This window comes from Paenibacillus sp. Dod16 (genome assembly GCF_049893405.1).
Lineage (GTDB): Bacteria > Bacillota > Bacilli > Paenibacillales > Paenibacillaceae > Paenibacillus_AQ.
In genome coordinates this window covers 78,610-102,182 of record NZ_JBNDYG010000008.1, presented here as the reverse complement: position 1 = coordinate 102,182, position 23,573 = coordinate 78,610, and the positions used below count along the sequence as shown (strand labels likewise).

Annotated in this window: 15 protein-coding genes and 1 pseudogene; 14 read left to right on the top strand and 2 right to left on the bottom strand. The window is 43.1% G+C overall.

Annotation, left to right across the window (positions count from 1 at the left end; genetic code table 11):
- The first annotated feature begins 10 nt into the window (after positions 1–10).
- The 6 genes from ACPV3A_RS09505 to ACPV3A_RS09480 all read left to right on the top strand — a co-directional run bounded on the left by ACPV3A_RS09505 (position 11) and on the right by ACPV3A_RS09480 (position 11,355).
- Entirely contained in the window at positions 11–4,927 is a 4,917-nt protein-coding gene (locus ACPV3A_RS09505; RefSeq protein WP_426199211.1) for an amino acid adenylation domain-containing protein, read from the top strand.
- Positions 4,928–5,125: 198 nt separating this feature from the next.
- Entirely contained in the window at positions 5,126–6,868 is a 1,743-nt protein-coding gene (locus tag ACPV3A_RS09500; protein WP_426199209.1) for an ABC transporter ATP-binding protein, read from the top strand.
- Positions 6,869–6,939: 71 nt separating this feature from the next.
- Positions 6,940–8,004 (top strand): saccharopine dehydrogenase NADP-binding domain-containing protein, encoded by a 1,065-nt coding sequence (locus tag ACPV3A_RS09495; RefSeq protein ID WP_426199207.1) that lies wholly within the window; start codon positions 6,940–6,942, stop codon positions 8,002–8,004.
- 88 nt (positions 8,005–8,092) lie between these two features.
- Positions 8,093–9,160 (top strand): DUF3810 domain-containing protein, encoded by a 1,068-nt coding sequence (locus ACPV3A_RS09490; protein WP_426199217.1) that lies wholly within the window; start codon positions 8,093–8,095, stop codon positions 9,158–9,160.
- A 23-nt stretch (positions 9,161–9,183) separates the two neighbouring features.
- Positions 9,184–9,933: a thioesterase II family protein gene (locus ACPV3A_RS09485; protein WP_426199205.1), complete on the top strand. Its 750-nt coding sequence runs from the start codon at positions 9,184–9,186 to the stop codon at positions 9,931–9,933.
- Positions 9,934–10,344: 411 nt separating this feature from the next.
- On the top strand, positions 10,345–11,355 hold the full coding sequence (locus ACPV3A_RS09480; protein ID WP_194540474.1) for an AI-2E family transporter: 1,011 nt from the start codon (positions 10,345–10,347) through the stop codon (positions 11,353–11,355).
- Between the two features lie 492 nt (positions 11,356–11,847).
- Here ACPV3A_RS09480 and ACPV3A_RS09475 read toward each other — a convergent pair whose 3' ends face one another.
- Complete coding sequence (locus tag ACPV3A_RS09475) at positions 11,848–12,198, bottom strand: hypothetical protein (RefSeq protein WP_339221050.1); 351 nt, start codon at positions 12,196–12,198, stop codon at positions 11,848–11,850.
- Between the two features lie 269 nt (positions 12,199–12,467).
- Between ACPV3A_RS09475 and ACPV3A_RS09470 the strand changes: the two genes are divergently transcribed.
- Positions 12,468–13,262: a sensor domain-containing protein gene (locus tag ACPV3A_RS09470; RefSeq protein ID WP_426199202.1), complete on the top strand. Its 795-nt coding sequence runs from the start codon at positions 12,468–12,470 to the stop codon at positions 13,260–13,262.
- Between the two features lie 341 nt (positions 13,263–13,603).
- On the opposite strand, the gene ACPV3A_RS09465 is transcribed toward ACPV3A_RS09470, so the two are convergent.
- Complete coding sequence (locus ACPV3A_RS09465; RefSeq protein WP_426199200.1) at positions 13,604–13,774, bottom strand: helix-turn-helix domain-containing protein; 171 nt, start codon at positions 13,772–13,774, stop codon at positions 13,604–13,606.
- A 916-nt stretch (positions 13,775–14,690) separates the two neighbouring features.
- Between ACPV3A_RS09465 and ACPV3A_RS09460 the strand changes: the two are divergent.
- From ACPV3A_RS09460 to ACPV3A_RS09430, 7 genes and pseudogenes are all read left to right on the top strand, one after another.
- Positions 14,691–16,756, top strand: a pseudogene (locus tag ACPV3A_RS09460) (pectate lyase).
- A 197-nt stretch (positions 16,757–16,953) separates the two neighbouring features.
- Positions 16,954–18,789, top strand: coding sequence for a cache domain-containing sensor histidine kinase (locus ACPV3A_RS09455; protein ID WP_426199198.1), 1,836 nt, complete (start codon positions 16,954–16,956; stop codon positions 18,787–18,789).
- A gap of 10 nt (positions 18,790–18,799) precedes the next feature.
- On the top strand, positions 18,800–19,564 hold the full coding sequence (locus ACPV3A_RS09450; RefSeq protein ID WP_426199196.1) for a response regulator transcription factor: 765 nt from the start codon (positions 18,800–18,802) through the stop codon (positions 19,562–19,564).
- A 171-nt stretch (positions 19,565–19,735) separates the two neighbouring features.
- Positions 19,736–21,028 carry an ABC transporter substrate-binding protein gene (locus ACPV3A_RS09445; protein WP_426199193.1) on the top strand — a complete coding sequence of 431 codons (1,293 nt, stop codon included), beginning with the start codon at positions 19,736–19,738 and terminating at the stop codon, positions 21,026–21,028.
- Between the two features lie 26 nt (positions 21,029–21,054).
- Positions 21,055–21,747 (top strand): hypothetical protein, encoded by a 693-nt coding sequence (locus ACPV3A_RS09440; RefSeq protein WP_194540481.1) that lies wholly within the window; start codon positions 21,055–21,057, stop codon positions 21,745–21,747.
- Positions 21,748–21,773: 26 nt separating this feature from the next.
- A complete protein-coding gene (locus ACPV3A_RS09435) occupies positions 21,774–22,721 on the top strand; it encodes a carbohydrate ABC transporter permease (protein WP_194540482.1) in 948 nt (315 codons plus the stop codon).
- Positions 22,711–23,568, top strand: a complete 858-nt coding sequence (locus tag ACPV3A_RS09430) for a carbohydrate ABC transporter permease (RefSeq protein WP_071219263.1) — start codon at positions 22,711–22,713, stop codon at positions 23,566–23,568. The genes ACPV3A_RS09435 and ACPV3A_RS09430 overlap by 11 nt, the downstream gene beginning before the upstream one ends.
- The last annotated feature ends 5 nt before the right edge of the window (positions 23,569–23,573 follow it).

Here is a 23,573-nt window from a genome sequence, read left to right as displayed (position 1 = left end):
GACAGATTACATGACCTTACTGGCTGTATTTATGATAGAACTGCATAAATACAGCAGGCAACAAGATATAGTGGTAGGAACCCCCATCTCCGGCAGGGTGCATCAGGATACCGAGACGATAGCCGGCATGTTTGTCAATACGCTGGCAATGAGAGGATATCCAAGGGACGAGAAAACGTTCCTGGAATTTTTAAGCGAGATCAAAGAGCTGGCATTAAACGCGTATGAGAATCAAGAATACCCATTTGAAGAATTGGTAGAGGAAGTAGAAGTACGCCGTGATCTGTCACGCAATCCGCTGTTTGACGTGATGTTTACCATGCAGAATAACGAAGACATCCATCTTGCGATGGGCGAAGCCCAAGTCGACATGTTGGGCATTCATTTCATTGATGCCAAATTCGATTTGGATTTACAAGCGACAGCGTATAAAGAGGGGTACGCTTTAGATCTGGTATATTGCAGTGATTTATTTACCCAGACTTCAGCACAGGTCATACTGGAACATTTTAAGGTATTGCTAGATAGGGTGATTGCTAACCCTGAAATGAAATTGTCTGAACTAAACATGGTCAGTGAGGTAGAACAACAACGAATAATAACGGTTTTCAATGATACCCATACGGAGTATGCACAGCATCATACGGTAGTAGAACGATTCGAGAAACATACGGAACAGACACCCGAGAAGACGGTAATCGAATACGAAACGGGAGTACTTCGTTATGGAGAAGTAAACCGAAAGGCAAATGCACTGGCATGGGAACTGATCTCGTTAGGTGTCCAGCCCAATGATCGAGTGGCTATCATGGCTTCCCTGGAAGCGGAAACGATGATTGGCATTTTAGGCGTGCTAAAGAGTGGAGCCTCCTATGTCCCGATTGATCCAGCGACTCCGAAGGAACGAATCGAGCATATCCTGAACGATGCAGCACCCAAAGTCATATTAACAAGAGAGAAGAAGCTGGAAACGGAAATCCCATGTATCTCTATGAATCTTGAAGACCTGGGCGAGAAGGAGAAAAACCCAGCGTGTGCCGTTGAAAAAGACGACATTGCCTATGTGATTTACACATCAGGAACGACAGGAAAGCCCAAAGGCGTGGCGGTTACACGAGGTAAMTTGGATCATTACTTGTCATATGCAGATCAAGAGTAMCAGAAAGAAGCTTGTACGACGGTATTAATGACAAGCTTAAGTTTCGACCTCTCCGTAACTTCCTTGTATTTACCTCTTATTAGTGGTGGATGTCTTCTATTAAAGGGAGGGGACACGGAGGAAAGGTTAAGTGCAGCATTAAAAGATAACAGGGTAACCTTCCTTAAGCTTACTCCTTCTCATTTAAAGATGCTGGAAACTTATGCAGACGGAGTAGATGTACCGAATTTAGAAACGCTGATTGTCGGTGGAGAAGAGTTAACAACAGATACGGCATGGAAAACGCAGAAGCTATTAGGAGACAACGTAAAGATTCATAACGAATATGGCCCTACAGAGACTACCGTAGGATGCTGTGACTATGTCTATTCCAAAGAAAAAGATAAGGGTTTAAGTGTAGGAATCGGGCATCCCATTGCCAATATGCAGCTCTATATACTGAATGGGATGGAGTTATGTGGTGTAGGCATTCCTGGTGAGCTATGCATCGCAGGAGACGGAGTAGCCAAAGGATATTTAAACCAGCCTGAATTAACAGCGGAGAAGTTTATCGACAATCCCTATGGAGAAGGGAAGTTATACCGCTCTGGAGATTTGGCGAGATGGCTGCCTAACGGAGAGATCGAATACCTGGGCAGAATAGATGAACAGGTTAAAATCCGGGGATATCGGATCGAGTTGTACGAGATCGAGAGCGTTCTAAGGAATCAGCCGGGTATATCTGATGTAGCCGTTGTTGCATTGGAAGTAGGCGGTGACAAGCGTATATGTGCATACCTGATCCCGACAAATCAAGAGCAGAGACTGGATCTGACTGAAATTAAAAATGATTTGAGAGACAAACTGCCCGAGTATATGTTACCTGGCTTTATGATGCAGATCGATGCATTGCCACTGACTCCAAATGGTAAGCTGGATGCAAAGGCACTGCCAGAACCAAATGCATTAGAGGGACAGGAATATATGCCGCCAAGAACTAAAACAGAGAAAGTCATTACGGACGTATTTGAAGAAATCTTGGGAGTATCTCCAGTCGGAATAGAGGACAGTTTCTTTGAACTTGGTGGAGATTCTATTAAAGCGATTAAGGCAGTTTCAAAGTTACGGGAAAAAGGTTATAAGCTTTCTTTCGCAGCATTAATGTATCAGCAGACACCAAGAAAGATTGGGGAAAATATTCAAAAGGGAGAAGTAAGTCAAGTATACGAACAGGGAGAAATCAATGGGGAAAGTTCACTAACTCCTATACAACTAGAATTTTTCAATAAAGATCACATAGTACCAAATCATTTTAATCAGGCCTTAATGTTAAGAAGTGATGAGCCGTTTGACATACCTAGTTTAAAGACAGCAATTACTGAGATCATTAAACATCATGACGCCTTAAGAAATGTATATGACGAACAACGTCAAATCACGCTGTCTACAGAGGAAAGCAAGCTATATGATTGGTATGAAAAAGATTATACAAAAGTGCAAGATGCCTCGAAAGAGATAGAGTATGCCAGCGATAAATTACAGGCAAGCATAGACCTAGCCAAAGGACCTTTGGTAAAAATAGGGCTGTTCCATTCAGGCAGTGGAGATCATTTACTAATTTGTGTACATCATCTAGTCATAGACGGTGTATCATGGAGAATTCTGCTGGAGGATTTATTTAGTGGATATCGACAAATACAAGAGACAGGTACAATCACGCTGCCAATGAAAACGGCTTCGTACAAAGAATGGGCGAATGCTTTAACACAATATGCTAAGAGTGCAGTACTTTCAAATGAAATAGCATACTGGAAAAATATATCAAATAAATCAAATAGTACGGAGACATTCAAGAGTACACAAACAGCAAGTGGTCAATATAAAAATAAAGTAGTGAAAGTGGACTCTGAAACGACGAAAAAGCTGTTACTTGAAGCTGGAAAGACATATAAAACAGAAATAAACGACTTGTTACTGGCATCGCTGACCATTGCGGTAAAAGAATGGAGAAACTCTAAGTACCTAACCATAGAAATGGAGGGTCACGGTAGAGAGACAATAGATAGAGAGATCGCCATTGATCGTACAGTTGGTTGGTTTACAAGTGTATATCCTATTATTTTGGAGACAAAAGATACTGTTGAAGAAAGCATTTTTGAGACAAAAAGAACATTGAGACAGGTCCCTAATCATGGAATTGGATATGGAGTTTTGAGATATCTTGGTGAGCATAGTGGACTTGAGATGAGCGCAGCCATGACATTCAATTATCTTGGAGAATTGGATAACGAGATAGACAGAATTGAAGGAATATCCATGTCGGAAATGCCATCAGGAAGAAGTATGTCAGCAAAAAATTCATCAGGAATGGGATTGTCTCTAAACGGGGCTGTTTTAAATGGGCGACTTGAATTTGACATAGCATATGATACTGGATTGTATACTGACGATGATGCTCAAACATTTGTGTTGGCATATGAAAGAGCAATTAAGGATGTTGTCGAAACGTGTTTAACCAGAAAAGGAACAGTAAAAATGCCATTAGACGTAACATTTATTGGTGATAACCGTGATGGAGATCTAAAGTGCATGATACAAAAACAGTTGAATGATTATGGAGATAACTATATTAAAACACGTTCTACTTTAGAATGTCCTGTATTGACAGGACATGAAGACTTTTTGCGACCAGATACAGAAATTATTACTGAAATCATAAGAATAGAAGGAACGGCAGAGAATGCTTCTGTGTCAGTCAGAGAAATAATTTCCAGGCATGGAGCATTAAGAACAAAATTAAATCGAAAAATGACCTATTTAGAAGAATACGATTATTCAGATAAATGGGAAATTCCAGTAGTGAAAGGAACCTTAGAATTATCTGCAGAACAATTTAAGGAAATTGTGAATGAAATGAATTTTCTAACTGACGATAAGCTGTTATCTAGATTTTTAATCGTAGAAATAGATGCAGATCATTGCTTAGTACTTAGTGCAATTCATCATTTAATATGGGATGGCGTCTCACAAGATTTGTTTAAGGTTATGCTTCATGAAACTTTGAACAACAGACTTAACACTCCCTATAACTATTCTTTCATAGAATATTGCAAAATGATTAAAAAGAAAGTTGATGAACTGGAAATTTCTAATAATCAAGAGTCTAACATGAAAGAGTATATTGAAGTTGCTAAAAAATCAGCTAACTTAGTCTCTCGACGAGACACTAAGAGGTCTACAGAAATTCATGTAAAACTAAATGAGATACAATATCAGAAATTTAGTGAACAACCCATTAATACAGCAGCAGAATTTATATCAAGGCTTATGTATAGTGACTTATCTGAAGAATTAAATAACATACCTGTTTCTGTTTTGACACATAACAGAGATGAATTCAATAAGGGAATGTTGGGGCTAACTTTAAATTTAGATTATTCAATTTATGATAGGAAAAGTAAAATGCAAGAACAGCTTTTATCAGCATCAGAAAAATCCAGTATTAATCAATCTGCAATTACAGAAAAGTTGTTTCTTATCGCACAAAAGTACGGTTTTAATGAAATGTCCAATCGCATTCCAATCATTAATTATCAGGGAGTCCTTGATAAGTTTGCAAGTAGAGATGACATATCATTAGAGAAGATGTTTTTACAAACACAGATTATAGAGTCTGAAGATTTTGGAGTTAGCATGCACTTCTACATTCAAAATAGTACTCTAATTGCTCGCATTACAGGCATTACAATTGAAGAAGAGCTCCTTAATGATGTCATGAATAATATTTAATGTTGTATCTTACCCATAAACCACCTGCTATGCAGGTGGAGGGGGCATAAAAGGACATATGATGCTGGGTCATGTGCATATGCTCGTGGCGGTCCCACTCAAAATATCTGAAAAATGCACATGATCTAGCAATAAACAATTGAAGTATAAATTAGACATGCTCTAAAAGAAATTAGAAACAAGAAGAGGGCTTATAGTATGAATGAAAAAATTTCAAAAAGCATATACAAGAAGAATATAGGCTTATTTATTTTGTCCTGCTTACTTGGTATCGTGACATCTATTCTGTTTATTGCACTGGCGATTATACTACAAAAGTTTATTGATTATTCTATTAATAAAGATATTGACAATATTATTAAGGTGACTACTATTTCAGTTATTTTATTGCCTTTAGGTGCAGTGGGAATGTATGTGGGGTATGCTGTTAAAAATTTATATACAAAAAGGGCAACGTTAAACCTGAAAAATACCCTTGTTGAAAATATTTTGCGGTTAGATATGAGAAGTTTCAACAAGGAGAGTAATGGAACTTACATATCACGATTGTCAAATGATATAACTATAATTCAAAACGATTATATAAAAGGGACCGTGGAAATATTTGTTCAGCTAGCTATGCTTGTAGGTGGAGTGCTTGCGATGTTTATCATTAATTCATTCCTTGCATTGAGTATATTACTCACTTGTATCATTCCACTTGCAGTTTCGAGTATATTTAATAATCGTATGCAAAAAGCACAAGGTGAAGTGGCTGAGCAAAATAAAAGTTATGTATCTTTCATTAAAGATATATTGTCAGGAAATCAGGTTGTTAAGAGCTTTAACATCGAAAAAGAGATTTTTGAAAGGGCAAAGGCAAAGGCGAACAAGCAGGAAAAAGCAAAAATGGTATACGAAAATCTGCTGTCACTAATTATGTCACTTACTGATATTTCAACATTTCTTGTTGCTGTAGTCATATTTATTGTGGGAACTCAGCAGCTAATGAAAGGAGAAATTACAGTAGGAGAGATTATGGCTTTTATTCAATTGCTAAATTGCGTAACAGTTCCCATTAATAGACTCATAACTGGTTTTACCAAAAGGCAGGCCAGTCGGGTTTTATTAATGAATTTCAATAAAATAGGAGAGGCAAAAACGGATCAAACTCAAAGAGTTGATATTCCTAAATTTGGTAATAAAATTTCTTTAAATGGGCTTTCGTTAAGCGTAGATGGAAAAAAAATCTTAGATGATATTAATTTTGAATTCGAATATGGAAAGTCTTACGCAATTGTGGGAACAAGCGGGAGTGGAAAGACAACCTTATTAAAGATGTTGACTGGGTTTTATGATGGATATGAAGGAAATATCAGGTATGACGGGGTTGATCTTGAGAAAATAAGTGATCAGTCCATTTTCCAAAATGTTAGTTTTATTCATCAGGACTGTTTTATCTTTGATGAGACGATTGAACAAAATATTAAATTGTTTCGTGAATGTGGCACAGACGAGTTTGAGCAAGTAATAAAGAAGAGCATGTTACAGAAATTGATTAATGACAGAGGCGGCTTTGATGTATTATGTGGGGAAAATGGAATCCATTTTTCAGGTGGGGAAAAACAGAGAATTTCTGTAGCAAGAGCACTCCTTAGAAAATCACCTATATTACTTATGGACGAGGCGACTTCAGCGTTGGACAATCAAACAGCTAGTGACCTGGAGTGTATGTTAAGTGAAATGCAGGGCATTACGAGAATTTCCATTACACATAGGCTGGATGAATCAATTCTTAGTGGATATGATGAAATTGTTTTATTGAATAATGGAAAAATTGAAGAACACGGGACATATCATGAATTAATGGAAACCAAACAAAGATTTTATGCATTGAGTATGTTGAGTAGACATAATAATGATCTTTTAATAGAGAAAGGTATAACTAGTCTTGTATTTTAAACTCAATGTGTGTATGAAATAAGTTTTTGGACTGTTTTATGCTTGTATAAGATGAAAGGGGTGTCGTACGGATGGAGCAAATCGCAGTTGTTGGGTGTGGCGGAATGATTGGTGAAGTCATCTGTAAGAACTTATGTAAAGACTTTATAGTTAAGGGCGGACAGCGGCGTGAACCTACAGCATTATTGAACCTGAATAATTTTAACTATCACTTTTTGGATATTTTTGACTGGGAGAACTTGATTGCATTCTGTGCTGATTGTACAGTTGTCATTAATTGTGCAGGGCCTGAATTTGTAATTAAAGATAGAGTTGCTCAGGCAGCAATGAAAGTAGGAGCAAAATATGTTGATGCTTCCAACGCTTTATTATTGAGTCAGGAGCAAGAGCTAGAGCTCAAAGCTAACGGTGTAAATTACATAGGAGCTGGTTTTTGTCCTGGAATTACAGGTTTGCTATTAAAACGAGTGATAAATCATTTACTAGACGAAACTAAGCATGTGAATTGTTATATTGGTGGTGCGGAACATTATACGAAAACTTCTATCTCAGATATATTAATGAGTGGGCATAGTGTAATTGGAAAAACAGACTCTTATTGGAGTGATCATCGTGTTAAAACGGAAAATATAAATATGATGCAGAAAGAATTTGTACCTGAAGTGGATGTACCTGTCTATAAGAAACCGTATTTAAGTCAAGAGATCATTGATATTCTAGAAGTTAGTTCGGTACAAGAACTCCACTGGTACAATATAGCAGCAAATGATTATATTTTTCGTTTGGCAATGCAATTTTATCAAATGCAACTTGAGTCTTCGGTTGAAGAAGCCATGAAAAAACTAGACATTAGTTTAGAGGAGCAACCTAAAGAGGAATGGATAGCTTTAGTCATTGATGCTACAGGAGTGAAAAATGGAAAGAATGTTAGGTGCAGATTGAATTTACAAATGGAAACGAGTTCAGAGTTAACGGGTACAGTGGCTGCTGAAATCGCCCGACATGCTATTTCAAGTAATAGACCTAATGGTACCTACTGGGCTTATGAAGTACTTCCTATAGATTTTATGAATCAATATGTTTTTTCTAATAAACATGATTTTTATGAGGAAAAGTATATTGAAATAAAGAAATAATATTACGATGTTACATTGCGTACATCCTATATTTATTGGATAGGAGGAGTACATTATAAAAAAGCTTTTACTTAAGAGATTGCCGTGGATCTCACTTGGAGTTATAGCTTATATACTGACAAAATACGCGCAGAACCATCAGGATTGGGCGGAAAAATATAGTAAGTCTGTCTATCCGTTATTGTCAAAAACAGTAGGATTTGTACCTTCTTGGGTCAAATTTTCTGTTAGTGAATGGCTCGTAGTGTTGGTTGTGTTACTTTTTCTATTTTATATAGTTTATTATGTGCGCAAGGTGATCATGAGTAAAGGTGTACGTAAGATGGTAGTTTATCGTGGTACTCTAGGAATCGTTACGATCTGTAGCGTAATATATTTTTGTTATACTATTTTGGGTGGAATAAACTATCACAGATATTCTTTTTTGTCTCATACCGAATATAAAGAGGAGAACTACAGCAAGGAGGAACTGGTCAAATTGACTAAGTCGCTTGCCGTTGAAATGGAATTGGCAAGGGAAAAGTTAGCGGATACTGATCTTTTGGCTCATGTACCAGATGTTTTTGATTATTATGCACAACACGCAGTGTTCTCGATGCAAATGTTATCAAAGAAATATCCTATTTTGGAGCATTCTTTATATTCAAGACCAAAACCAGTGGTGATGTCAAAACTAATGTCGCATGCAGGGATAAATGGCATTTTTGTCCCTTTTACTTTTGAATCCAATATCAATGTTAATGTGCCAGTTTTCTTGGCGCCTGCTACTATGGCACATGAATTGGCACATCAGAGTGGTTTCATGCATGAGGATGAGGCAAATTTTATAGCTTATCTGGCATGTAAGCAGCAGGATGATCCAATGATGCTTTATAGTGGTTTTTTTCTAGCATTTGATTATTCTATATCTGAGCTAAAAAGGGTTGATCCAGATAAGGCGTCTGATATAATGTCCAGTCTGTCCAAGGCGGTGCAGCATGATATAGAACAAAATGAGCAGTACCGGGATAAGTATGAGGGTGGTATTTCAAGTATTTCAAGAAATGTAAATGACTTATATCTGAAGGCGAATAATCAGACAGACGGTTTGAATAGCTATAGTGATATGGTAAATTTATTGCTGGCAGAGCAGCGAGGGATAGAGAAGTATGATTAAATAAAGTATAGATATTATTAGGAGTGAGTGAAATAAACAAAATAAAAGTATTTCCCATTCCATATGCTGGAGCATCGGTAAATGTGTATTATGAATGGAAAAAACTACTGCCGGATAGATATGAATTGTTTATGAGTGAATTGGCTGGGAGAGGAACTCGATTCAGAGAGCCTTGCTACCAGTCTGTTGGTGAAGCAAGTGAAGATATCGCCAAAAGAATCATTGAACAACTAGAATATGACGATGAATATGTTATATTTGGACACAGTATGGGAGCCTTATTGACTTATGAGATATATTATAAACTTAAGCAAATGGGAGCTAAGGAACCAAGGCATCTGTTTTTTTCTGGGCGAAATGCACCACATATTTTTGAAGAGAGAGAAGACATTGAAAATATGACGAATGAAATTTTCTTGCAAAAGGTAGAACAATATGGGGGAATACCAGAGGAGTTTTATACCCAAGAGATTATGGATATGTTTCTTCCGATTTTGCGAGCAGATTTTATAATTTTGGACAATTATAAGTTTCAGCCCAAAGCAGAAAAAATAAGTTGTGGAATAAGCGTTTTTTATGCGGATAATGATTTTTCGACTCATATCAAAGAAATTCATAAATGGAGCGAAGTTGTTGAAGGGAATGTGAAATTTCATGAATTTAAAGGAGAACACTTTTTTTTGAATCGGTATCCTAATGATATTGTAAATACGATTGTTAAAGATACAGAGACTCAAAATATTTATTATAATAATGAGCGCAAAGTTTACTGATATTGTACTTGAAACCCGAAAAAGAGGGGGTTCTCCAGGCGATCCACCTGGATCGCCTGGAAAAACGGGGGTAATCTCCTCCTTAAATTCTATTTTTTGAATGAACTCAAATGCGATAAACCCTGTGCCTTTGAAAAAGTACAGGGTTTATCGACAATCTGAAGCGACCAATATGGTCGCTTTTTGCTTATTACAGCGGTAAAAAGTGTGTGTGTTTTACTTATTCGTTATTAAGCTGTCGAGGAGAATTTTCGAATGGTAACCATTTCATATATAATTGAACTGTCTAAGTTGAACTGAAGTCATGTTATGCCGTCAACAGCGGTCGGAAGTCACGTCTTTCGTATTGTGACTCTCCAGGCACATCCGTGAATCTTTAGGTAACTAAATATAATTAAATGAGGGAAGCGAATGAATTTTTTGCGGGAGTTTTTTTCTAACAATGTAGTAAGAAGGATTCTGTTCCTCTTACTTGTTATTTTATTGCTGTACAGCTTAAGAGGTATGCTCAATCTGCTGTTATTGCTGTTTCTTGTTACCTTCGTCATGGGACGCCTAGAGCACTTTATTACGAAGAAAATATCGAAGCTGTTTCCTATATCGCCTATTGTCGTGAATACGATATTGTATGCGGTTTTAATATTTGGGCTTGTATACGGAATTGTCAATTATGTTCCGAAGCTCATTAGTCAAATTTCCGATTTATATTTTTCCATTATCAGATTCGTGAATACACCTCAGTCGGATGAAATCGCTGAGCTTGTCTCCTCCGCGCTCGGTAAGCTGGAATTAGAGCAATACGGAAGCCAGGCATTAAATTATATTCTGAAGATAGGCAAATGGGCCGAGGTTATCATTTTTGTTATTGTATTGAGTTACTTCTACTTAATCCAGAAGAAAACAGTAAATGACTTTACAGATAAGTTGAGCAAAAGCAAGATAAGCTGGGCTTACAATGAGTTTAAATATTTTGGCCAAAAATTCACCTCTTCCTTCGGTAAAGTGATCGAGGTTCAACTGATGATTGCCTTAGTCAATACGATTTTAACGACTATCGGGTTGTGGATTATGGGCTACCCTTACTTGTTCGCTCTAACGATTATGGTATTTTTACTAAGCCTTGTGCCGGTTGTCGGTGTTGTGATTTCCTTCATTCCGATCAGTATTATCGGTTACCAGATTGGCGGTATCTCAACTGTCATTTGGGCGATTGTCATGATTTTACTTATCCATGCAGTAGAGACATACTTCTTAAATCCGAAGCTGTATGCTCACAAAACGAAGCTGCCGATGTTCTACACCTTTATTGTTCTTATTTTCTCTCAGCACTTCATGGGGATTTGGGGGCTTATTATCGGGATTCCGATCTTTATGTTCCTGCTCGATATTTTGGAAGTCGATCAAAGCAACGCGTTATCCTAAATATTTGAGTAGACAATTGTAGCCATCAGCCCTAAAAAGAAATAAGAAAAGTTAAACTTAAATGGATAAGTAAGACCTTATGGCTTCGATGTTACATTCATAACACATGATAAAAAGATGGGGGCAATAATCCGCTTCCTCTCTTTGAGATTTCAATTATACGTATAAGCGTACCATGTGTTGTTTTTTGTACGCTAACTGTATATTTTAGTCCTAAACACAATGAGGAGAGGATCGACAAGTCCAAGGGCTGGAAATGGCGGCTTCTCTTACTGAAGGTTTCATACAGCTCCCCATAAGATATCTTTACTCTAAATTCCCTCCACACATCAGGTGGTAGATTGGCAAAAAACTTTCGCAAGAATGTTTTAAGATCGTCTGGTCTGGGTTTTCCCCGTGCCTGGAGGGCCTTTGATAATACTGATGGTGCTTTTTAAAGCCTGCTCAGGCGCGTTCTTTGACTCAAGTTGTACCGAAACAAAGTATTGTGTATTAGATCTCCGAATTGGATTGGTGCATCAGCTCTTTGATTTCAAGAAACTGTGAATTCGTTATTTGTTGGGATTGATGAAGGGCGTTCAGCTTATCTTCTATTTTTTCCATTCGAAGTTGTGTTTCTTTTTGGAGTTTCTCGGTCTCCTTTTGTGTTTTAGAGTTATCCATGACGACTAAGATGGTCAGACCTGCACTAAAGATCGTTAACCCTCTAGCGATTTGATTTAAATCGATTGAATTCATGGCAATCAAGCAATCGGCAAATCCTGCTCCTATAAGTAGGCCGCCGATCGTGACAATCCCAGTTCTTTTCCATTGGTCTGGGATGATACTTAATGGCTGTTTCATGTAGAGATCTCCTTCAGTTAGGTAGTAAACGTGAATAGGATAGCTTCATTCTATATTTAATAAAACACAGATTATGGAATAATAAAAGGAAATACATGGAGGCTCATTGCGTTGACTTTACTTCAATAAGTTCATCAGAGCCAGGTCAGTCCCTAGTCTAAAGTCTAGGTTCAGATACCCCCTAAGACGGTTATGTCAGCCAAATAAGGCGGATATAATGGACTTATAACTCGGAGCGTGACTTATGAAGCTATAAGGGGTGTTTGAATATGAAGGCAACAGAAGCGACTGGAATGGCGCGGGCAGGCAAGGTGAATTGGGTGCTTTTTAATCCAAAAACCTATGCAACGATCCTCTATTTCTTGCTATCTCTCCCGTTAGGGATTATTTATTTTACAGTAGCGATAACGGGACTAACACTATCCATCGGTTTGACTCCAATATTTATCGGAATACCGCTGTTTTTTGGAGTAGCCAAGCTGTTGAATGGGATTGTCAATTTTGAACAAAGCATGATTAGACAAATTTTAGGTTTACCTGCTCCTTCTGCTTCGTATACCTACAATCAACAGTCTGAATCTGGGCAGAACTGGTTGAAACGAATGGTGAGAGGTTTTGACGGAGGGTTATTTATTCGAAATCTGCTCCTCGTATTACTAAGATTTGTTACTGGCATCGTATTCTTTGTTATTATGGTGACGGCGATTTCACTGGGACTCGGATTAATTGCTCTTCCCGTCGTCCATATCATTTTGATGAATGAACTGCAGCTTGATATTTTGGAGAATAGCGTATTTAGTTATTTTCATATCGATTGGACTTATAATCAGCAATATCTGCTGTACGTAGGCGTTGGCCTTATCCTGTTCTGGGTCGCGCTGCGTATCGTGAATGGGCTCATGCAAATTCAGCGTAAGATCATGTATGTGGATGAACCCTATCAGCAGCCGTCAGTGCCGCCAATGGAAGCACCAATACATGCGTCTGTTCAGTCGCAATATTACGACTACCCAGAGGATCACCCCACTCAAGGGATGATGCAGCCAGCCCATAGAGAGCTTTAGAGCTCTTCTTTTTTGAAAATCTACTACTTGGTCCGTATCGTCTACATTGCTTCAACAATCGAATTGGATAGACAAATATGAAAGGTAACGAATGGAATACTCGGCGGTGTATTGTGGTTTTACACAGCCGTGGTTCGCCTCCATACACAGAACCCGCTCACAACAGCGGGTTTTCTTCATTTTTGAAAAGGCAAATGAACCCGTCGGTTGAAGGTTCGTTTGCCTATTTATGTTGAATGGAATAAATGTTTCTTTACCCATCGTTTGTGCTCAGGTGATCACGGTGTCCGGTTTAAGTAAAAAGGGGTGCTCCATAGGTCCATAGATCGAGGTGACACTTTCTACATTTCGGACTCGACGCTTTGGCTTGGCGGCCTTCCCGTAATTTTCTTGAATACCTTGGAAAAATATTTGCTGTCCGAGAAGCCCAGTTGATAGGACAAATCCGCCAGCTTCACATCGGGATTGCGGCGGGGCATCTCTTCGGCCCGCTCGACGCGCAGCTTGTTCACCAGTTGATTAAGAAGGTCGTGAGGACATAGGATCCGTTATTTACAGGAAACGGCCCTTTCCCGTGCTTATGTGGGCAGAAGAGGCCCTGCTATATGCTAAAATTCGCCCATTAAGAAGATCATGAGGACAGAGGATCCGTTATTTTACGGAAATCGGCCCATTATGGAGTTCACGCGGACATAGGATCCGCTATTGTACCATAAACACGGATTAATCCGCGATAAATCCCGCAATAGCGGATCTCTTGTCCGCATATTGCTGCGAAATCGGTGAAAATAAGGAAATAGCGGAACTAGTGTCCTCAAATAACGCAAATCGATGGACTTTAACAATACTGGATGGCGGTATCATAATGAGGGAATCTGTACGCTGCTAATCGCTGCCGAACTGAATAACAGAGTAATACAAAAAGCTTACGCCGTTACATAACGGGTAAGCTTTAATGCAGCATGCCTTACATCCTGCCAAACTACACGGTTCGCCTCCATAAAATCTATGCGATGCAGCCTGCCCATAGAGAGCTTTAGAAGCTCTCTCCAAAGCGACCTTAACCGGTCGCTTTTTCCGTTTGCGTCCGGAGAAGGCTGAAATATAGCCCAATCTGCGCCTTGTATCTGCAGATTTCAGCCGTTCGCAGCGATGCCAACAAGGATGTTGTCCAAGAGTAGGTGTCATTTCCCTGACGAATAATCATTAACTCAGATTATCGTGAAATGCACCGGGTGTGAGAAAATGATTGTTTCGGAACTTCTTTAGCAGCTGATAAGCTGTGGGTGGAATTTCAAAATTTGTTGATTTTAAACAATGACATTGTTTTGACAGACATGGTCCATAAGCGAGGGGGATGATAAGAAAGTTCCAATTTATTGAAAACGATTACAAAAGTGCAAGTGAACAAAAAAAGGAGGAGATGAAATGAAGAACAGCGTTGCAAAGGTGACCGGCATGGTGTTGTTGTTTTCTCTGGCGCTATCTCTCATAGCGGGAGGATGGGTGAATAAGAGTACGGTCCATGCTGCCGGTCTTTCGATCATCGGTGGTGGGGGTTGGAATGAAACGGCGTGTATATAGAATGGTCACCCCTAAGTAATGCGGAGGGATACAATGTATATGTTAAACAAGCAGGCGCCCCGGATTCCAGCTATCAACAAATTGATAATGAGCTGATTCGACAATACCCTTCCTATTGGAGAGCGGACGCCGTAGGCTTAGCTGCAGGAAATTATGTAATGAGGGTTGAAGCCAGGCTGAGTGACGGTTCGGCGGTAAGTGCCGTTTCGAATAACCTGTCCGTAGCGCCGCATGATCGATCGGGGTTTGCTTTTTCCTCAGACTCGCCATACCAGACAGGCTCGGGTGCCTACAATGATGACGGAACACTTAAGGATGGTGCACAAGTTATTTATGTGACCTCCGAAACGGCACGAACCGTCACCCTTGATGTGAAAATCAATAGCTCAGGCGGAATTCAAACGGGCGTGGGGATCGGCGAGATTTTGACGCTAAGACAAAAAGGATATGATACAACCCCTCTTGCCATTCGATTTATTGGAAAAGTTACAGATGACGACATGATCGGACAACTGAATAGCAGCGGCTACCTTCAAGTAAAAGGCAAAAACGAATATTCGGAAATGAATATGACGATCGAAGGGATCGGAGACGACGCTTATGCTTATGGATGGGGATTGCTCCTTAGATATGTCGGGAATGTGGAAGTAAGAAACCTGGGACTCATGTTGTTCCCTGACGACGGGATTTCCATGGATACAGGAAACGTCAACGTGTGGGTGCATAATAACGATCTTTTTTATGGAACCGCAGGAGGAGATGCCGACCAGGCCAAGGGTGATGGTTCAACGGATCTGAAAAAAGGATCGACCTATATTACCATCTCCTACAATCACTACTGGGATTCGGGAAAAGCGGCTTTGGTCGGTTTGAGTGAATCGGAGGAATTCTTTGTCTCCTTCCACCATAACTGGTTTGATCACTCGGACTCGCGGCATCCACGCATCCGATTGGCATCGGTTCACATCTATAATAACTTCTATGACGGAGTCTCAAAATATGGGGTCGGTGTGACAACGGGAGCTTCGGCCTTTGTGGAATCCAATTACTTTAGACATGCCAAATACCCGATGTTGAGCTCCTTGCAAGGTACGGATGCTCTAGGGGCAGGGACATTTTCGGGCGAAGACGGAGGCGTGATTAAGGCCTATAACAATAGGATCGTAGATGCGGACAGTCTAATTTATGCGAATTCCGATACCGGAACAACTCCGGCAAATGCAACCTCATTCGATGCATTCTTGGCTTCGTCAAGAAGTGAAACCGTACCAAGCTCATACAAAGCATTCGTGGGAGGAACGGCTTATAATAACTTCGATACAACCGTCGATACGGGAGTAAACCGCGTCGACATTGATAACGTGAGCGATGTGGAACAGATCGTTACCGCACAAGCCGGACGCCTGAATAACGGGGACTTCACCTGGGAATTCAATGATGCCGTTGACGACACATCCTATGCCCTCAATACAGCTCTTATGGCTAAAATAAGCAGCTACACCAGCGGGCTTGTATCCGTAGGCGGGAATTCAACCGGGGCGGAGCCGGAACCAGAACCAGAACCAGAGCCGTCCACCGGAGAACAAGTTCACAACTTCACAACGTCCGGAGCGGAAAACGATTTCTTTAATATTGTAGGGAATCTCTCCACAACCAAGGGAACAGTGGTGTATAACGGCTTAACGCTAACCCAATGTTTGAAAATCGAGAGTTCAACCCGTATTACCTTTACCTCTACGGAAACCGCTACATTAACATTAGTGTTTAATTCGGCAGACGGAACCAAGATCAAGATTGATGGAACGAGTTATCCAATGACGAATGGTATTGTTAGTGTGTCACTTGCTCCAGGGGCGCATACGATTACAAAAGATAATACGACGAATCTCTTTTATATGGAGTTGGAGTAGAACAGTCTTCGGTTAAAAAGTGGAGCGACCGTGATTCGGTCGCTTTTATTTTTCCTTTTTAAGACTTCTTAATTATAATTTTCTCGGTGTCCGGTCTAATTTCCATGCTGACTGTATTCGTATCCCGTAGTCATCCCCACCATGTTCCTGTACAATGAAGTGAAAATAAACGGGACGGGCGGAAGGGGGTGGCCAGCGTGTCTTTCAGGTTCAAACCGCTTAAGTCCTGGAGTCTTCGTGCTAAAATTTTGCTGATCTTCCTGCTGCTCATTTCGATTCCGCTCAGTCTGCAGGGCGTGGCTACTTACGTGGATTTTTCCAACTCCGTTGAACGAAGAACCTCCGATTATACTGCTCAATTGGTGGACCAGATCAACCGGAATTTGGACAGGACCCTGATGGAGATGCAGAGATTGAGCTTGATGCCTTTATATGATTCGGGGGTATTGTCCATCTTGCGCAAGTACAGGGAGGAGGATAGTCTGCATCAGCAGCCTACGGTGGAAGAACGCTCCAAAATGCAGCTTTATATCGCCAGCATGACCTTCGACAGGCCAGAGATTGACAGTATCCAGATTTTTGCCGGAAGCGGTTACACCTTCTCGAGCCTGGCTCCTAGTGCGATCGCTGCCTATACGGACGTGGAGCGACAGCCCTGGTACCCTGGCGTGGTGGAAGCGAGAGGGGCCTGGGTGCTGCTTCCGCCGCATCGGCCTTCTTACTATCTGGACGGCAATCAAAGCTATTTTTCCGTAGCCAGGCTGATCCGTGAGCCCAATACCAACCGGACGCTCGGATTAGTCAAAATCGATTTGAAGCAGACCTTGTTCAAACAGCTTGTCGAAAATGTCAGGCTGGAAGAGAACGGCGGCATCGTCGTGCAAAATAGCCGGGAAGAGCTTTTCTACACGGCGACCGCAGATGGGGATACGGAGGAGGCGTCCAAGCTGCTTTCGGACCGGATCCTCGAGCTTTCAGGGCATTCGGAGACGGCCAGCCAGATTCTGCATATGGAGGGCAGCAAGTATTTGGTAGTCTCCAACTATTCCCGATATTCTGATATCCATATCGTCAGCTATATTCCGGTGGCTACCCTGCTTGTGGAGACCAAGGAACTTCGCAACTTTACCCTCCTAGCCGGCCTGGTATGTCTCGTTATGGCCGGGGCCTTAGCCATCTTCTTCTCTTATCGGCTGACCAAGCCTCTCGGGACGCTGGTACGAAAAATGCGACTTGTGGAGCTCGGCGATTTCAAACAGAGCGTGCCGGTAACTGAGGATGAAATCGGTCGGCTCGGTTCCGGCTTCAACCGGATGGTAGAGGAAATCGACCGCCTCGTCCATGAAGTGTACGTGCTCGGCATGAGGGAAAGAGAGGCGGAGCTAGCCGCACTGCAAAGCCAGATCCAACCCCATTTTATATATAATACATTGGAGTCGATCAGCATGCTTGCCCGGCAGCGCAATAATGAGGACGTCTCAGAAATGGCCACGGCTTTGGGACGACTGATCCGCAGCGCAGTGGAGCAGGACCGAAGCCTCATACGGCTTGGCGAGGAGCTTGAGACGGCGGAGTCCTATATTCGCATCCAAAAAATGCGCCATGGTTCCAGGCTGCAGGCTATGTTCGATATCGAAGAAGGGTTGGAAGATTGTTTGGTCCCGAAGCTGCTGCTCCAGCCGCTCATTGAGAATGCGATTATGCACGGGATTGGAGACCGCGAGCAAGGGGGAACGGTATACGTTACGGTGGCGCGTTTTGAGGATGAGGTGCTGTTGACCATTCGGGATGACGGGCGGGGCTTGTCGGAGGATGAATTGGCGGCTTTGCAAGCTTCATTGGAAGAGGCCGGGGATGATGTGGCAGCAAATACGCCGGCGATGCCATTACGCGGTCATGGAGTGGCGCTAAAAAATATTAAACAGCGTTTGCGGTTGATTTACGGCGGGGACTGTGACTTCGAAATCGATGGAAGCTTGGGACAAGGTGCGGCCTTTACCGTGACGCTGCCGTTCGCGAAACAAGAAAAGTAGGAGGTCATCAATGATCAAGCTCATGTTGGTGGAGGATGAGGACATTATCCGTAAAGGCATCCGCGATCTGATCGGCCGTGTGGCTCCTGATTTTGAGGTCGTATACGAAGCCGCTCACGGCAAGGAAGCGCTGACTTATCTGGAACGCAATGTGGTGGATGTGCTCATTACGGATATTCGTATGCGGGAGATGGACGGACTTCAGATGGTCGAAAAGCTGCGGACCGCGGGCCATGGGATGCCGATTGTTATTATCAGCGGCTATGGAGATTTTGTATATGCTAAAAAAGCGCTGCAGTTCGGGATCGCCGATTACCTGCTGAAGCCCATAGACCGTAAGGATTTTACGGTTGCTTTGGACAAGATTCGGCTAACCTTGAATTCGTCAAATCGATATGCGGATGGGGCTGAGTCGCATAGCGAGGCGGACGGGGGGCCGCTATCCAACGAGGGGCGCAGGATGATCCGGAAGCTGAAGGCGTATATCGCTGAAAACCCCGACGGTGATTTGCGTCTGCAGACGTTAGCGGAAATGGTGCATTTAAATCCCTCCTATCTAAGCCAGCTCTTTAAGCAGGAAGGGGGCGGCAATTTGTCCGATTATATCGCCGAAACGCGCATCCGGCGAGCCTGCAAGCTGCTTGAGACGACGAACCTGAAGGTTTACGACATCGCCCGTTTATCAGGATATCAAAGTCCTAAGCATTTTATGCTGGTATTTAAACAGCATATCGGAATAACGCCGGGAACCTACCGGGAGCAATACGGTGTGTAACACTACATAACAAATTATGTTATGTAGTTCTTTTTTTGTGGACAAGAACAGAAAAAAACTAAAAAAATCGTACCTTTTCTGAACGTTTAGTGATTTTTTATATGACCATATGTAAATATAATTAACCTCATCACAACCTTAACTTGAACAATACAGAGGGGGAAGCGGTATATGAAAAAATGGTTGACCGGTTTGTTGGCATTAACACTTGGTGTGGGGCTCATTGGCTGCGCCGGAAAAGAACAGCCGAATAATACGCCAGGTGAAGCCAGTGGCGAGAAGGTGCTGCTCAAATTTGCGACCTGGGGAAACCCGGCGCAGCTTGAGCTGTACAAAGGGCTGACCGACGCTTTCACGCAGGAGCATCCGAATATTGAGGTGCAAATTGACACGATCCCGTTTGCGGACTATCAGCAAAAAATGTCTGTGCTGGCGGCAGGCCAGGAGCTGCCCGACATTGCCTGGGTATCAGAGCGGATGGTACCACAATTTATGGCCAACGACATTCTGGCCGATGTCACGGATATTGTTCAGGATGAAGCTTTTGACATCGATGACATTATACCTTCGACGCTTGAACTGTTTCGCCAGGACGACAAGCTATACGGACTGCCGTTTTCCACTCCGCCCAGCGTGGTGTTCTACAACGAAGATTTGTTCAAGAAAGCGGGCTTAAGTACGCCAAATGAGCTTGCGGAAAAAGGAGAATGGACGTGGGAAAAGTTCGAAGAAGCCGCAAAAACGATCAAGACGAGCGCTTCTTCACCGAACGTTTACGGAGCTAACTTTTTCCGTGACTGGAAGACTTGGATTATTCTTGCTTCGTATTCTTGGTCAAACGGGAGCGGACCATTTAATCCAGAGATGACGGAATACACTTGGAATGATCAATACGGGGTTGAAACTTTGGACATGCTGAAGCGCATGATGTTTACAGAAGGCTCGCACCCGAAGGCGGGAGAGCAGGTTAATTTTGAATCCGGGCAAATCGGCATGATTTTCGACAACTATAGCTTTGTATCCAAAGCCAGGGAAATCCAAAATTTCAAATGGAGCATTGCGCCAATGCCATCGGGCTCGAAAGGCAGCGTTCCAATGATGGGTCAGGCGGGTTACGTGCTATTTAAAGAGGGAAAACATCCGGAGGAAGCCAAGGAACTGTTGAAATTCCTTGCCGGCAAAGAGGGTGTCCAAAAAACGTCGGCCTTCTTCGTGCCGCCGCGCCAATCGGTGTTGAACTCGGATGAGTTCCTGAGCGTGGAGGGCAATCCGGATGCCGGGCACATCAAGCAGGCGGTCATCGATGAAATGCCTAAAGCAGTTGTGCAGCCGGGACATATCCGCTGGCAAAACATTGACACGGAGATTTTGACAGGCTTTGACGAGTTATTTGCCGGGCGGGGTGAACCGCAGCAAATTCAGGACGAGGTAAAAAGCAAGGTGGATGCTCTGCTGAGCAAATAGTGGAAGCTACATTAGGAGGAACGGGCATGAATCGTTTGGATAAAGCATTAAACGAAGCGCCGGGGCTGCAGCTGTTCGTCAGCCTCCCGGCCAATGACATCAAGCTTGCAGAGGCAGCCTTGGCTTCGGGCGCCGACGGTTTGAAAGTTCATATCAACGTAGGGCACCGGGCCAGCGGCAATCGCTTCGGCACGCTGGGCAGCTATGCCGACATTTTCAAGGACATTCGCTCCCGCTTTAGCGGCCCCCTTGGAATTGTGCCCGGAGGCTCGGTGGAAGAGGTAAACGCGGAGGAAATTATCCGGCTCCCTGAACTTGGCGTCGATTTCTACTCGATTTATGCCTTTCATCATCCTGCTTTTCTGCTGCAGGCCCCGGGATTGGCAAGAACGTTTGCGATCGATAGCGAGTTCGACCGGGACATCGTGCAAGGAGGCCGGACCTTCGGCATCAGCGCGCTTGAGGCTTCCATCGTTCCCGGCCATGAATATGGTACCAGGCTTACCCTTGCCGATCTGCTTCATTACCGCTGGCTTGCGGCACACGGCGGTTTGCCGGTCATTGTGCCAACACAGCGTAAAATCGGGCCGGAGGATATCCCGGCCTTGGCCGACAGCGGCGTTAAGGTGCTGTTGGTCGGAGCGGTGGTCACGGGCAATGAAGCGGAAGGCATCCGCAAGGAGGTTGCCGCTTTACGGAATGCCATCGATCGTCTGTAGAGGTGCCCCACAAGGAGGAAAGCGACATGACCACACTTGAAACGATAAAATCTGAAGGGCCCGGCCGTTCATTTCGAAGGAAGGCAAGGAAGACCAGGCCTTTAAACCGCGGAGACCATTTGGCGGGCTGGCTGTTTGTGCTGCCGATGGTGCTGGGGTTCATTCTGCTGCTGCTTGTCCCGCTCATTATGGCGCTTTATATGAGTTTTACTGATTGGCCGCTGCTGGGTGAGGCCAAGCTCATCGGATTTGAGAATTACCGAACGATTGCGGGGGACGCGGAATTTTGGCGCGTGCTGGGCAATACGCTTTATTTTGCCGTCGGACTTGTTCCGCTGAACATTACTTTGGCATTGCTGCTTGCAATCCCGTTATCAAAAAATATCCGCGGAGCCGGCTTTTTCCGGACATTGATCTTTATTCCGGTCATGACCTCGCTGGTGGTCTGGTCGATTGTCTGGAAGTATATGTTTGCCACGGACTCCGGGTTCATTAACCAGCTGCTGCGCATGATCGGCATTACCGGACCGGCCTGGCTGTACGATACCCGGCTTGCCATGCCCGTTGTTATCGTGACCAGTCTTCTGAAAAATGTCGGTTTGAATATGGTTTTGTTCATTGCGGCGCTGCAGCAGGTTCCGGCGCAGCTCTACGAGGCGGCCAGAATCGATGGCGCGGGGAGAATGCGGATTTTTTTCCGAATTACCGTACCCATGATCACGCCGACGATTTTTTTAACCCTGATGATGACCATTATCGGTTCGTTGAAGGTGTTCGGACAAATTTACGTGATGACACAAGGGGGGCCTTCTGGAAGCACGAAGGTGCTCGTCTACAACATTTGGGAACGAGCCTTTAAGCTGTTCGAGTTCGGATATGCTTCTGCGCTGGCTTATGTGCTGTTTGTCATCACCCTGCTGCTTACGCTGGCACAATGGCAGATGAGAAAAAGGTGGGTTCTGAATGAAAGCTAGTCTATTTGCTAAAAGGGGTAACCCGGCAGGCGGGAACCTGTTCCATTATCTGCTGCTGCTTGCCGTTTCGGTGGTCATGATGACCCCGTTCGTGTGGATGGTCTCGACTTCGCTCAAACAGCCGGCTGATGTGTTTGTTTTTCCGCCGCAGCTGATTCCGTCGCCGATACGATGGGCGAATTATGCGGAAGTGCTGGAGACGATCCCGTTCCATCTATTTTATGGCAACAGCGTCTATATCGCCCTTCTGGTTACCGTGGGCACTGTGCTATTCTCTTCCATGGCGGGGTATTCCTTCGCACGAATTCCTTTTTGGGGGAGAAGCCTGGTGTTTCTGCTGCTGCTGAGCACGATGATGATTCCGAATGAGGTCATTGCCATTCCGATGTTTCTGTTTATGCGTGAGCTGGGTTGGATCAATACGCATTTACCGCTGATTATTTTGCCTATATTCGGCGCAGGCGGTGTGTTCGGGGTGTTTGTGATGCGGCAATTTTTTCTGGGGATTCCGAAGGAGCTGGAGGAGGCGGCGATGATTGACGGCTGCTCGAGGCTGCGGATTTATTCCACAATCATGATGCCGTTAGCAAAACCTGCAATTGCCACGCTGATCATTTTCACGTTTTTGACGAGCTGGAACGATTTTTTTGATCCGCTGATCTTTATTAATGACCGTAAGCTGATGACTTTGCCGCTGGGATTATCGCTGTTTACCGACGAGTCGGGGACATCGTGGCATCTGCTGATGAGCGCTTCGGTTATGGCGACATTACCACTGCTCATTGTGTTTTTCTTTGCGCAGAAGCAGTTTGTCGAAGGGGTATCCATGACGGGTCTCAAGGAATAGCGTAA

Coding starts and splice junctions, on each gene's coding strand:
- ACPV3A_RS09500 (WP_426199209.1), top strand. CDS start 5,126: ATGAATGAAAAAATTTCAAAAAGCATATACAAGAAGAATATAGGCTTA.
- ACPV3A_RS09495 (WP_426199207.1), top strand. CDS start 6,940: ATGGAGCAAATCGCAGTTGTTGGGTGTGGCGGAATGATTGGTGAAGTC.
- ACPV3A_RS09480 (WP_194540474.1), top strand. CDS start 10,345: ATGAATTTTTTGCGGGAGTTTTTTTCTAACAATGTAGTAAGAAGGATT.
- ACPV3A_RS09475 (WP_339221050.1), bottom strand. CDS start 12,198: ATGAAACAGCCATTAAGTATCATCCCAGACCAATGGAAAAGAACTGGG.
- ACPV3A_RS09470 (WP_426199202.1), top strand. CDS start 12,468: ATGAAGGCAACAGAAGCGACTGGAATGGCGCGGGCAGGCAAGGTGAAT.
- ACPV3A_RS09450 (WP_426199196.1), top strand. CDS start 18,800: ATGATCAAGCTCATGTTGGTGGAGGATGAGGACATTATCCGTAAAGGC.
- ACPV3A_RS09445 (WP_426199193.1), top strand. CDS start 19,736: ATGAAAAAATGGTTGACCGGTTTGTTGGCATTAACACTTGGTGTGGGG.
- ACPV3A_RS09440 (WP_194540481.1), top strand. CDS start 21,055: ATGAATCGTTTGGATAAAGCATTAAACGAAGCGCCGGGGCTGCAGCTG.
- ACPV3A_RS09435 (WP_194540482.1), top strand. CDS start 21,774: ATGACCACACTTGAAACGATAAAATCTGAAGGGCCCGGCCGTTCATTT.
- ACPV3A_RS09430 (WP_071219263.1), top strand. CDS start 22,711: ATGAAAGCTAGTCTATTTGCTAAAAGGGGTAACCCGGCAGGCGGGAAC.